Raw genomic sequence first — 12,096 nt, 5'->3', positions numbered from 1 at the left:
AGGTTGGCGACTACCAGTAGATCCACGCCATGCGTGGATGGCCCGGGTCCCGGGCCACGGCGCTCAGCGCGACAGTACCTTCGCGCGCTGCTGTTCGTACTCCGCTTCGCTGAGCTGGCCGTTGTCCTTGCGCCGGTTCAGTGCGGCCAGTTCGGCCTGCACGCTTTCCGGCACGGCCTGCTCGCGGGCAACCCGGGCCGCAGCGGAGAGCTGCTCCGGCGGGCGCCGCGCGGCGCGCCAGGCAGCAACGAACACGCCGACGATGATGGCCCCGAACACCAGCGTACCGGTGCCCCAGATCAACCATTGCATCCAACCCATTTCAGGTCCCATCGCGTGTTCCTCCGTCCGTCGTGGGCGCTATTGTCAGCGCTCGCGCAGCCAACGCGCCACCTGCGGCGCGAAATAGGTCAGCACGCCATCGGCGCCGGCACGCTTGAAGCCCAGCAGCGATTCCAGCACGCAGGCGCGCTCGTCCAGCCAGCCGTTGGCGAACGCCGCCTTCATCATCGCGTACTCGCCACTGACCTGGTAAGCGAAGGTCGGAACCCCGAAGGTTTCCTTCACCCGCCGCACCAGGTCCAGGTACGGCATGCCCGGCTTGACCATCACCATGTCCGCGCCCTCCTCCAGGTCCAGGGCGATCTCGCGCATCGCCTCGTCACCGTTGGCCGGGTCCATCTGGTAGGTCTTCTTGTCGGCCTTGCCGAGGCTGGCCGCGCTGCCCACCGCATCGCGGAACGGACCGTAGAACGCCGACGCGTACTTGGCCGAGTAGGCCATGATGCGCACGTTGAGGTGGTGGTCGGCGTCCAGCGCACGACGGATCGCACCGATGCGGCCATCCATCATGTCCGACGGCGAAATGATGTCCGCGCCTGCCTCGGCATGCGACAGCGACTGCTTGACCAGCGCTTCGACGGTGATGTCGTTGAGCACGTAGCCCTTGTCATCGATGATGCCGTCCTGGCCGTGCGTGGTGTACGGATCCAGGGCCACGTCGGTCATCACCCCCAGCTCCGGGAAGCGCGACTTCAGCGCGCGGATCGCACGCTGCGCCAGGCCGTCCTCGGCCCACGCCGCCGAGGCGTCCAGCGACTTCTGCGAGGCATCCAGCACCGGGAACAGGTCGATCACCGGGATGCCCAGTTCCAGCGCTTCCTCGGCCACCTTCAGCAGCTCTTCGATCGACAGCCGCTCCACGCCCGGCATCGACGGCACCGCAACGCGACCGGCCGGTTCGTGCACGAACACCGGATAGATCAGGTCGTCGGTGGTCAGCGTGTTCTCGCGCATCAGGCGGCGCGAGAATTCGTCATGGCGCATGCGCCGCGGGCGGTAATGGGGATGAGGCATGGCAGGCTCCGGGGAGTGGCTATTGCAACAGGTAGCCCTGCGGCAGCAGGGGTGCGGGCAACGGGCGTTCGCCGAGGGCGTCGAGCTGGTCGATCTCGATGGTGCGCACCAGCGCGTCCAGCGGCAGGTCGTTCGGCTCCAGGCCGAACGGGTCTTCCATTTCTTCACCCAGCTGGTCCAGGCCGAAGAAGGCGTAGGCCAGCACCGCCGACAGCACCGGCGTGGCCCAGCCCAGCGAGCTGGCCAGGCCGAACGGCAGCAGCACGCAGAACATCCACGCGCAGCGGTGCAGCAGCAGGGTGTAGGCGAACGGCAGCGGGGTGGTCAGGATGCGTTCGCAGCCAGCCTGGATCGAGGACATCGCGTGCAGGCGCTCTTCCAGCTGGACGTAAAGAATGGAATCGAGCGTGCCGGCGCGACGGGCCTGGGCCAGTTCGGCGGCGATCATCGCCAGCAACGCATCGGGCACGTTCCCGCGCTGGGCGAGCTGCCCGCGCTGTTCCTCGTCCAGCCATGGCACCGCCGCCAGCGCGACGTCGCGGGCGCGCAGGCGCGCGGCCAGTGCATGGGCGAAGGCGGTGGTCAGGTAGCCGAGGCGCTGGCGGCGCGGTGCGTCATCGGCCAGCAGCACCTGTACCTGCCGCGCAAGCGAGCGCGATTCAAACACCAGTTGGCCCCACAGCTTGCGGCCCTCCCACCAGCGGTCGTAGCAGGCGCTGTTGCGGAAGCTGAGGAAGATCGACAGGACCAGGCCGAGCAGGGTGAACGGGGTGACCGAGACGCGCTCGATGCCGATCGGCGGCGCCATTTCCACCACCGCGGCGACCGCGATGGACAGGACGAGGATGGCCAGCACCTTCGGCGCGATGGCCGGAACGATCGAGCCACGCAGGATGTACAGCAGTTGCCAGCCGTGGGGACGGGAACGAATGATCATGGGAGCAGCCGCGCAGGGCGCGGTTCGACAGGCACGCGGGGGGCTCGCGCAGCCGCCCATTCTACTCCCTGCCCGGCCGGCGGCCGTGTCCCTGCGACGCCCGGTCGCACCGGCCCGGCCGGCTCAGATCACGCCACCGCCCAGCCCCAGGCGCAGGATGCCGACCACCACCACGATGCCGTTCAGGATCAGCCCGGTCCACGCCCGGCCGCGCTTGCTGGGGTGGGTGAACAGGATGCCGAGCGCGGCGATGATCGCGCCGACCGCGGCGAACGGGATCAGGAACCAGTTGCCCCAGCCCAGCAGCGGTATCAACGCCAGGATCATCCACAGCAGCGCCAGCACGCCCCACAACAGACTGATCACACCCATAGCGCCCTCCCGTGGTTGTTCATGCGCCAACCATAGCCGTTCCCGGCAGCGCCGCCTACCGCCGTTGCCGTCAGCCTCACCGGCCCCGTGCTAGCGTGCGGCCATGGGTCGAGCCCCGATGTTGGCGCCGATTCAGAGTGCCCGGCTGATGATCCGAACCAGTCCTACAGGGGTATACGCCATGAACATCCGTTGGGTCGCCTTGGCGGCCATGCTGCTGACCGTTGCCGGTTGCGCCAGTACCTCCAAGGTCATGCTGGGCCGCGCCCGCGCGCCGATCGATCCGTCCCAGGTGCAGATCTATTCGACGCCGCCCGCCGGTTCGCAGGAAATCGCCCAGCTGGAATCGTCTTCGGCGGTGGGCTTCGGCACGCAGGGCCAGACCGATGCCGCCGTGGCTCGCCTCAAGCGCGAAGCGGCGGCACTGGGTGCCAACGGCGTGATCCTGATGGGCGTGGGCAGCAGCGGCTCACCGGTCGGCATGTCGGTGGGTGCCGGCAGTTACGGTTCGCACGTGGGCGGCGGCGTGGGCATCGGCATACCGACGACGCAGAAGCGCGCCGCCGGCGTGGCGATCTGGGTACCGGATCCGGCGCCGCCGGCACGCCTGCCGACGCAGACGATCACCCCGCAGCGCTGACGTGGCGGTAGTGCCGGCCGCTGGCCGGCAACCGCAGGCAAAGGCAATGCCGGCCAGCGGCCGGCACTACCGGTCAGTTCTTCCTGTATTTCGGAACGAACTGCTGCTGCACGGCTTCGGCCAGCTGGTCCGGCGGCAACAGGCCCTGGTCGAGCAGGAAGTTGTTGAACGCCAGGCGGTCGAACTTCGCGCCCAGTGCCAGCTCGGTCTGCATGCGCAGTTCGAGGATGCGGGTGTAGCCGTAGAAGTAGCTACCCGCCTGGCCCGGCATGCGCACCATGTAGCGGTCCAGTTCCTGGGTGGCCATCGCCTTGGACAGACCCACCTGCTCGATCAGCACGCGCTCGCCGTTGGCACGGTCGGTCAGGCCGAGATTGAGCATCGGGTCCAGCATCGCGCGGGCGGCACGCAACAGGCGGAACTGCAGCGCGATCATCTGCCCGTCCAGCGGCTCGTACGGCACCATCTCCGCCTCGGCATACAGCGCCCAGCCTTCCACGTTCACCGAATTGAACGCGAACATCGTGCGCGCCAGCGACACGCCACGCTCGACCATCGCGGTGAACTGCAGCTCGTGGCCCGGACGGCCTTCATGCGCGCTCAGCGTCCAGGCCGCCGAACCGAAGTTGAAGTCGTCGTACTGCGCACCCGCACCGGCAGCCGGGTTGCCCAGCGGCAGCACGAAGGTGCCCTGCTGCCCGGTGTTGTTGACCAGCGGCGCAGGCAGGAAGTGCGGTGCCGGGCTGGCAGCGCTTTCGGCGGCCGAGCCCAGGCGCATCTGCATCGCACGCTGCGGCACATCGACGATGCGGTGTTCGCGGATCAACGGATCGATGGCATCGATCACCTTGCGGTAGTGGCCTTCAAGCTGGTCATCGGCAATCTTCTCGCCCTTCAGCGCGCGGATCACCGCCACCGGGTCGCTCGGATCACTGACCTTCAGGCCCTTCTCTTTCACCACCAGCGGCGCCAGCTGGCGCATCGCCGAGCGGGTTTCCATGAACTCCAGCTGCGCGCGCTGCATCAGCAGCTTCGGGTCGATATCAATGCCGACCTGCTTGAGCTGGTAGGCGTACAGCGGAGCCGGCAGGCGCGCATCGGCACGTGCCTTCGGCAGCACCTCCTTGCGGGTCCATGCGGCGTAGTCCTTCATCTGTGCGGCAAGCGCCTTCATCGCCTCGTCGGCACCAGTGACCTGGTACTTCTTCAGCAACGACTCGATGCCGGTGATGTAGGTCTCGACGTTGTCCAGCGACTGCTGCACTTCGATCTTCGTCGGCTGCAGCAGTGTGCTGTCCTTCAACCGCTCTTCGTAACGCTGGCGGGCCAGCGTGGTGAACGCGGTGCCGCCCGGCTGCAGGCCCGCATACGCCTTGAGGCGATCGACTGCCTTGGCCCGGCGCTCGGCCGGCACCTGGTCGGACAGCAGCAGGTTGAGGCCGCTGAACACGCTCTGCGGCGCATCACGCCACGGCAGCAGGTACTTCTGGTTGAGCTCGCTGCCTTCGATGCTCTGGTTGGCGGCGGCGATCATGATCTCCAGGTCCTGGCGGACGTTGGGATCCTTCTCGCTGGCCAGCTTGGCCTTCAGTTCGTCGCGCGCCTTGGCCATCGCGGCGCGGTAGCGCTGGTCGTTGTCCGGGCCGAGGTCGGCGACCTTGTCGTCATAGCCGGGCACGCCGAAGAAGCCGGTCTCCTCGGGCTGGAACGGCCCCTGCGCATCCAGCAGGATCTGCGCCAGTGCATTGCTGCGCGCGACCCAGGCCGGGCTGGCCGGCGTGGAGGCCTTGGCGGCCGGTGCGGCCAGGGCCGGTGGGGCCGACAGCAGCGGGGCGGCGGTCAGGGCCAGGGCGATGGCAAGCGCGATCGGCTTCATGGAGCACTCCAGGACAGGGTTGCCCGCACCCTACGCGCTCACGGCGGTGGCGACAATCGGCCGGAGGTCACGCCATCTACAGCGCTGCCGTCAGCGCGCATTCGCCACGATCGCGACAGGCCTGCAGTTCGCATTCGCCGGCCGCCTCGGCATCATCCAGCGCGCTCAGGTCGAAGGTCTGCTTGTCTTCGGCCAGCACGTACATCACCGGGTAATCCCACACGTCGTCGCTGCGGGTGCCCTTCACGAACAGGCGGCCGTGCGCATGCGGCCCTTCCAGCGCCACGGTCAGGCCGACATCGCGCTCGCCGTTGATGGCGGTCTGCATGCTGCCCAGCGGCAGCGTGCCGGCCTGCAGCGGTTCCCCGAATACCTGCACCAGTTCGACGCTGCAGCCGGCACGGCGCATGGCCTCACGCATCGGCGCACTGTCGTGCGCGGCCTCGGTCCAGCGCAGCACGCTCCAGGCGATGGCGCCGCCCAGTGCGGCCAGGAACAGCAGCACCGCCAACGGCATCGCCCAACGCCAATGCCGGCACCACCAGCCGGAAGCCAGGGTGGAGGGAGCAGGAATCGGCGGCGGCAGGGTCATGGGCGGGCTCCTTCCCGGATGATGATCAAGGTTTCAGGCAACGCCCCAGGAAAGCTTCGGCAACGCGGTAGCGATGCAGTGCGTCGGCACCGGACAGGCCGTGCTTGGCACCGGGGTAGGTCATCAGTTCAAACGGCTGGCCGCGCTTCTGCAGCGCGCTCATCAGGCTGGTCGAATTGGTGAACAGCACGTTGTCGTCGGCCATGCCGTGGATCAGCAGCAGCGGCGAGCGCAGGCCCTCGATGTGGGTCAGCACGCGTGCTTCGCGGTAACCGGCGTCGTTGCGCGACGGCAGGTCCATGTAGCGCTCGGTGTAGTGGCTGTCGTAAAGGCCCCAATCGGTGACCGGTGCGCCGGCCACGCCACAGGCGTAGCTGTCCGACGCCTTGGCCAGCAGCATCAGGGTCATGTAGCCGCCGTTGGACCAGCCCTGCACGCCGATGCGCGCCGGGTCCACCCACGGCTGCTGCTTCAGCCACGCCACGCCGCGCAGCTGGTCGGCCACTTCCACCGTGCCCTGCTTGCCATACAGCGCGCCGCCGAAGTCACGGCCGCGGCGCGGGGTACCGCGGTTGTCCAGCGAAAACACCACATAGCCCTGCTGGGCCAGGTACTGGTTGAACAGATGGTCGCCACGCCCAGGCCAGCTGTCGGTGACGGTCTGGCTGGCCGGGCCGCCATACACGTACACCGCCACCGGATAGCGCTTGGCCGGATCGAAGCCTGCCGGCTTGATCACGCTGTAGTTCAGCGGCGTCCTGCCGTCGGCCGCGGTGAGCGTGCCGAATTCGACCGGGCGCTGCGCGTCGCGGTAGCGTGCATACGGATGCTTGGGATCGGCCAGATCGTTCTCGACCAGGGTGGCGATCTTCTCGCCATTGGCGCGGAACAGTTCGATCTGCGGCGGGGTGCTGTTGTTGGACCAGCTGTCCACGTACACGCTGGCGTTGCGCGCGAAACTGGCGCTGTGCATGCCCGGTGCCTTCGACAGGCGCTGCGGCTGGCCGCCCTGCAGCGGCACGGCGTAGATCTGGCTTTCGCGCGCCGATTCGATGCCGGCACGGAAGTACGCCAGGCCGGCCTTTTCATCGACCGCCAGCAGTTCATCCACCGACCAGTTGCCGTGGGTCAGCGCGGTGGCCTTGCCCTTGCTGTCGATGCGGTACAGATGCTGGAAACCGGTGCGCTCGGACGACCACAGCACGCTGCCGTCATCGAGGAAATGCAGGCTGTTGTGCAGCGGCACCCAGGTCGGGCTGGTCTCGTGGGCCAGCACGCGCTGCTGGTTCGAGGCCAGGGTGACTTCCACCAGGTCGAGCTTCTTCTGGTCGCGCGACTGGCGCTGGAAGCTCAGGTGCTGCGGATCGCGCCAATCGACGCGGGCCAGGTAGATGTCCTGTTCCTTGCCAAGGTCGATCCACTGCGTCTGCGCATGTTCGGCCGGCGAGATCACGCCCAGCTTCACCTGCACGTTGGCATCGCCGGCGGCCGGGTAGCGCTGTTCGATCACATCGGTGCGGTCGGCATAGACCTCGTAACGCTTCTGCACCGGCACCGGGCTTTCATCGATGCGGGCGTAGGCGATGGCCGAATCGTCGGGTGCCCACCAGTAACCGGTATGGCGATCCATCTCCTCGTCGGCGACGAATTCGGCGATGCCGTTGCCGATGGTCGTGCTGCCATCACCGGTCAGCTGCATCTGCTTTCCGCTGGCCAGGTCGATCACCCACAGGTTGCGGCCGCGGATGAAGCTGACGAAGCCGCCCTTGGGCGACAGCTTGGCGTCGGTGGCAAAGCCTTCGCCGTGGGTCAGCTGGCGCACCGCAGCCTTGCCTTCCTGCTTGAGGTCGTACAGGTACAGCTCGCCGCCCAGCGGGAACAGCAGGCGCTGCGCGTCCGGCGACCACTGGTAGTCGACGATGCCGGTCATGGCGGCGATGCGCTGGCGCTCGCGGCGGGCCTTTTCCTCGTCGCTGAGGGTTTCGGTGCCGGGCAGCACCACCTTCGAATCCACCAGCAGGCGGGTCTGGCCGCTGCCGATGTCATAGCTCCACAGGTCCAGCTGGTTGCGGTCGCTGTCCTTGCCGCGCAGGAAGGTCACGCGCGAACCATCCGGCGCCACCTTCGGCTTCATCAGGGTCGGGCCGGACAACGGCAGCGGGCCGGTGATGGCTTCCAGGGTGAGTTTTTCAGCGTGGGCGACGGTACTGGTGGCAAGCATGAGGGCGAGCGAGGCGAACAGATGGCGCATGGAGGGTCCCGGCAAACGGCAGGTCCGCCACCGCGACAGGCGCGGGACGGTCAGCGTCCATCCTAACCAAGGCGGTGCAGGAAGACAGCATGACCTTCTGCCCATGAGGTCTTCCCATAATGAGTGCCGACCAACGGTCGGCACCCACCTTCCCGGGTCAGCGCTTGCCGAACAGGTGCCTGCGCTCTTCGTCGCTGAGCGGCTTGCCCGCGTCCGGGTTGACCTGCTGGCGCAGCGCATAGGCGCGCTGGGTCGCCGGGCGGGCGGCGATGGCCTGGTGCCAGCGCTTGAGGTTCGGGAACGCGTCGAAGTCCGCCGGCAGCTTGTCGTAGGCGCCAACCCACGGGTAGCTGGCCATGTCGGCGATGGTGTACTCCTCGCCGGCCAGGAAGGCGTGCTCGGCCAGGCGCTTGTCCATCACCCCGTGCAGGCGGCGCACTTCATTGTCGTAGCGCTCGATCGCGTACGGGATCTTCTCCGGCGCGTATACATTGAAGTGGCCCATCTGCCCGCTCATCGGGCCCAGCCCGGCCATCTGCCAGAACAGCCATTCCAGGGTGGTGACGCGGCCACGTGGGTCGGCCGGCAGGAAGCGGCCGGTCTTCTCGGCCAGGTACAGCAGGATCGCACCGGACTCGAACACGCTCTGCGGGGCACCGCCGTCGGCCGGGGCGTGGTCGACGATGGCCGGCATCTTGTTGTTGGGGGAAATGGCCAGGAATTCCGGCTTGAACTGGTCCCCCGAACCGATGTTGACCGGATGGATGCGGTACTCCAGGCCGGCTTCTTCCAGCAGCAGGGTCACTTTGTGGCCGTTCGGGGTAGGCCAGTAATACAGGTCGATCATGGCGGCGGCTCTGGGGTACGGAAAGGAACCTGAAGTCTAGTGCGTGCGTTGGCTTGGCACCGTCATGGCGGGCCGGTAACCTCGCTTCTCCCCCGAAACGCAGCATCCTCCGCATGAGTGCAAACCGACCGCTACTGTCCCCGCTGTCCAGCCTGATCTTCGCTACCCGCTGGCTGCAGCTGCCGCTGTACCTGGGTTTGATCGTTGCCCAGTGCGTTTACGTGTTCCTGTTCGGCAAGGAACTGTGGCACCTGATCTCGCACTCGGTGTCGATGGGCGAGCAGCAGATCATGCTGATCGTGCTGGGCCTGATCGACGTGGTGATGATCTCCAACCTGCTGGTGATGGTGATCGTCGGCGGCTATGAAACCTTCGTCTCGCGCCTGCGCCTGGAAGGCCACCCGGACCAGCCGGAATGGCTGAGTCACGTCAACGCCAGCGTGCTGAAGGTGAAGCTGGCGATGGCGATCATCGGCATCTCCTCGATCCATCTGTTGAAGACGTTCATCGCCACCGGCGCGCTGGGCGGTATCCCGCTGTGCACCCCGGAGCAGATGAGCGTGGCTGCCGCCAACATCGGCGTGGCGCGCTGCTCGATGCTGACGGCCGACGGCGTCCTCTGGCAGACCATCATCCACTGCGTGTTCATCCTGTCGGCCATCGGCATCGCGTGGACCGACAAGCTGATGTCCGGCAGCCACGACAAGGCTGAGAGCCACGGCAAGTCTGCCGTCCATTGATCCCAATCCCGGTGGCGGTACCTGTGCCGCCACCGGCCCGCTATGCCTGCCCTTGTGCGCAGGTGAGGCCGGGATGCTAGATTGCACCCTCGCTACAGGCGACGGTGACGCTGGGAAACGTCCCCCGCCACGCCCGGACCTTGCGTCCCGGCCATGCGTATCTACGTTTTTCGTAACGTCGTCTTCTTAGAGGGGAGCAGGATGTCGCACGTCGCAATGATCGCTGCCGCGCGCCGGTGGTTGCCGGTCGCTCTGGCTTTGGCCCTGGCTGCCTGCTCGGGCAAGGATGAAACACCGGCTCCGGCCGCGCAGGGCGCCGCCGCTCCCGCCGCTGCAGCACCAGCCGCACCGGCAGTGGCCGCCAAGGTGCAGTCGATGGGTACCGAGCAGCTGCGCGAATCGGCCAGCCAGGCACTGCGCGAGAACCGCATGTACGCCCCGGCCGGCGACAATGCCATCGAGTACTACCTGGCACTGCGCGACAAGACGCCGGACGATGCCTCGGTGAAGAGCGCGCTGACCGATCTTCTGCCGTACACCCTGATCGCCGCCGAGCAGCATCTGGGTCGCGAGGATTTCACTGAAGCGCAGCGGCTGGTCGCTCTGATCGAAAAGGTCGATGCCTCGGCCCCGGCCCTGCCGCGCCTGAAGGAAGGCCTGACCAAGGGCGTGCAGGTTGCCGCCAAGCGCACCGAAGACGAGACCGAGAAGGTCAAGAAGGACGCTGAAGACCGCACCAAGCAGCTGGCCGAGCAGCAGCGCCTGACCGAACAGCGTGCCAAGGAAGCCGAAGCGGCCAAGCAGATTGCTGCGCAGCAGGACGTTGCCCGCCGTGACAGCGAGCGCCAGGAAGCCGAGCGCCAGGCTGCCGCGCGTCGCGATGCCGAGCAGAAGCAGCAGCAGGCCGCTGCGCAGCAGGCCAACGCCGCCCGCCAGGCCGCGACCGCCGCTGCGCCAAGCCTGCGCCCGGTCAGCACGCCAGCCCCGCGTTACCCGGCCGAAGCACTGCGTTCGGGTACCTCCGGCGAAGTCCTGGTGGAGATCACCGTCGGCACCGACGGCTCGGTGACCAATGCGCGCGTACTGCGCGCCACGCCATCACGTGTCTTTGATCGCGAAGCCCTCAACGCGGTCAAGCGCTGGCGCTTCGAGCCGGTCACGGCCCCGGTCACCACCCGCCGCACGCTGGTGTTCGCACCGGGCGGCTGATGCCCAAGGCGGTAGCGCCGGGCCACGCCCGGCGGTTCTGGAGCAAGGCCCGGCATGTCCGGGCCTTGTGCGTTTCAGGCTGCGTTGTCGATCAACCGTTGCAGCGCAGGATCACGCGCGGTCAGCACCCGGAACAGGCCCAGCGCGTGCAGCCCGGGCAGCAGGCCGCGCAGATCAGCTTCGGCGGCGGCACGGAGGTCGGCATCACGGGCCGGGTCCTGCCACTCCCGCACGGTGGCGAGAAAGGCGCCGACGCTGCCCTTGCGTATGGTGAGGCCGTTCACCTGCACCTCGTTCTGGTGGTCGGGAAGGATGTCGTGCGGCTGCATGGCGTGCTCCTGGGAGGTGGACGCCCAGTGTCGACGCTCGCCACCGGCGGTTCTGCCGTATAACTGCCAATGGATATGGCAGAACAGACATTCCAGACACCACTGATCGACCCTGCGTTGGCTGAGGCCAGCGGCGGGCCGGCCCTGCTCGGCACGCAGCTGGCGATGCCGGGTTCACGGCGCACCGCCCGCCACCAGCACGCGCGCGGGCAACTGCTGGGCGCCCACACCGGCCTGTTGCGGATCGAGGTGGGCGACACCCACTGGCTGCTTCCGGCCGGGCACGTGGCGTGGCTTCCGCCGCAGCACCCGCATGCACTTTCCAGCATCGGCAGCTTCGATGGCTGGAGCCTGTACTTCAGCAAGGAGGCCTGCGCGGACCTGCCCCCCGCACCGCGCATCTTCCAGCCCAGTGCCCTGCTGCAGGTGGCGGTGCCGCGGGCACTGCACTGGTGCGGGCAGGCGTTGGATGCGCGGCAACAGCGCTTGGTCGGGGTGATCGCCGATGAGATCGCTGCAGGCACGCCGTTGCCACTTGCGCTGCAGCAACCCGGTGACCGCCGCCTGCGCCGCATCGCCGCCGCCCTGGCACGTGCGCCACATGACACCCGCACCGTCGAGGACTGGGCAGCCGCCAGCGGCCTGTCCAGTCGCAGCCTCGCCCGCCGCTGGCAGGCCGAAACGAACATGACCCTGACCCGCTGGCGGCAGCGCCTGCGCGTGCTGCTGGCGCTGCCGCGATTGCTGGCCGGTGAATCCGTCACTACCGTGGCGCTGTCATTGGGCTACGACACGCCCAGCGCTTTCATCGCGGTATTCAAGCGCGAGATGGGAGTGACGCCGGCGCGGTATGCAGACGGAAACGCTTCACAGCGCTGAAATGCACGAGGCCCGACATCACCGGGCCTCGTGCCACATCCGCCGGGCATGGCCCGGCGCTACCGGTT

General features: G+C 67.7%; 13 protein-coding genes. 4 read left to right on the top strand and 9 right to left on the bottom strand.

The features are described 5' to 3' along the window. Nucleotides 1–63: 63 nt before the first annotated feature. From LC407_RS13550 to LC407_RS13535, 4 genes are all read right to left on the bottom strand, one after another. Nucleotides 64–333, bottom strand: a complete 270-nt coding sequence (locus tag LC407_RS13550) for an SHOCT domain-containing protein (protein ID WP_025877541.1) — start codon at nt 331–333, stop codon at nt 64–66. Nucleotides 334–366: 33 nt separating this feature from the next. Further along, complete coding sequence (gene hemB / locus LC407_RS13545; protein ID WP_025877543.1) at nt 367–1,356, bottom strand: porphobilinogen synthase; 990 nt, start codon at nt 1,354–1,356, stop codon at nt 367–369. A 19-nt stretch (nt 1,357–1,375) separates the two neighbouring features. Continuing rightward, nucleotides 1,376–2,293 (bottom strand): bestrophin family ion channel, encoded by a 918-nt coding sequence (locus LC407_RS13540; protein ID WP_223483001.1) that lies wholly within the window; start codon nt 2,291–2,293, stop codon nt 1,376–1,378. A 123-nt stretch (nt 2,294–2,416) separates the two neighbouring features. Next, nucleotides 2,417–2,665: a hypothetical protein gene (locus LC407_RS13535; RefSeq protein WP_032952021.1), complete on the bottom strand. Its 249-nt coding sequence runs from the start codon at nt 2,663–2,665 to the stop codon at nt 2,417–2,419. A gap of 181 nt (nt 2,666–2,846) precedes the next feature. Here LC407_RS13535 and LC407_RS13530 point away from each other — a divergent pair, with 181 nt between their 5' ends. Continuing rightward, nucleotides 2,847–3,305, top strand: coding sequence for a hypothetical protein (locus tag LC407_RS13530; protein ID WP_025877548.1), 459 nt, complete (start codon nt 2,847–2,849; stop codon nt 3,303–3,305). A 73-nt stretch (nt 3,306–3,378) separates the two neighbouring features. Here the strand turns inward: LC407_RS13530 and LC407_RS13525 are convergent, their stop codons facing one another. From LC407_RS13525 to LC407_RS13510, 4 genes are all read right to left on the bottom strand, one after another. Continuing rightward, nucleotides 3,379–5,181: a DUF885 domain-containing protein gene (locus tag LC407_RS13525; protein WP_154881230.1), complete on the bottom strand. Its 1,803-nt coding sequence runs from the start codon at nt 5,179–5,181 to the stop codon at nt 3,379–3,381. A gap of 76 nt (nt 5,182–5,257) precedes the next feature. After that, nucleotides 5,258–5,773: a cytochrome c oxidase assembly factor Coa1 family protein gene (locus LC407_RS13520; protein ID WP_080149602.1), complete on the bottom strand. Its 516-nt coding sequence runs from the start codon at nt 5,771–5,773 to the stop codon at nt 5,258–5,260. A 25-nt stretch (nt 5,774–5,798) separates the two neighbouring features. After that, the gene (locus LC407_RS13515; protein WP_223483000.1) at nt 5,799–8,024 is read right to left on the bottom strand and encodes a DPP IV N-terminal domain-containing protein; all 2,226 of its coding nucleotides are present in this window, start codon (nt 8,022–8,024) and stop codon (nt 5,799–5,801) included. 157 nt (nt 8,025–8,181) lie between these two features. Then, nucleotides 8,182–8,871, bottom strand: coding sequence for a glutathione binding-like protein (locus LC407_RS13510; RefSeq protein ID WP_033832494.1), 690 nt, complete (start codon nt 8,869–8,871; stop codon nt 8,182–8,184). A gap of 113 nt (nt 8,872–8,984) precedes the next feature. Here LC407_RS13510 and LC407_RS13505 point away from each other — a divergent pair, with 113 nt between their 5' ends. Together LC407_RS13505 and LC407_RS13500 are read left to right on the top strand one after the other, a co-directional pair. Then, complete coding sequence (locus LC407_RS13505; RefSeq protein ID WP_099844095.1) at nt 8,985–9,611, top strand: TIGR00645 family protein; 627 nt, start codon at nt 8,985–8,987, stop codon at nt 9,609–9,611. 201 nt (nt 9,612–9,812) lie between these two features. Next, complete coding sequence (locus LC407_RS13500) at nt 9,813–10,820, top strand: energy transducer TonB (RefSeq protein ID WP_025877557.1); 1,008 nt, start codon at nt 9,813–9,815, stop codon at nt 10,818–10,820. Between the two features lie 74 nt (nt 10,821–10,894). On the opposite strand, the gene LC407_RS13495 is transcribed toward LC407_RS13500, so the two are convergent. Further along, nucleotides 10,895–11,149 (bottom strand): hypothetical protein, encoded by a 255-nt coding sequence (locus tag LC407_RS13495; protein WP_223482999.1) that lies wholly within the window; start codon nt 11,147–11,149, stop codon nt 10,895–10,897. Nucleotides 11,150–11,224: 75 nt separating this feature from the next. Here LC407_RS13495 and LC407_RS13490 point away from each other — a divergent pair, with 75 nt between their 5' ends. Continuing rightward, a complete protein-coding gene (locus LC407_RS13490; protein ID WP_223482998.1) occupies nt 11,225–12,028 on the top strand; it encodes a helix-turn-helix transcriptional regulator in 804 nt (267 codons plus the stop codon). The last annotated feature ends 68 nt before the right edge of the window (nt 12,029–12,096 follow it).

Source organism: Stenotrophomonas sp. OVS01A (genome assembly GCF_019969775.1).
In the GTDB taxonomy this organism is placed as follows: Bacteria; Pseudomonadota; Gammaproteobacteria; order Xanthomonadales; family Xanthomonadaceae; genus Stenotrophomonas; species Stenotrophomonas indicatrix.
The sequence above is the reverse complement of the archived record's forward strand: the minus strand, read 5'-3'. Positions and strand labels throughout refer to the sequence as shown.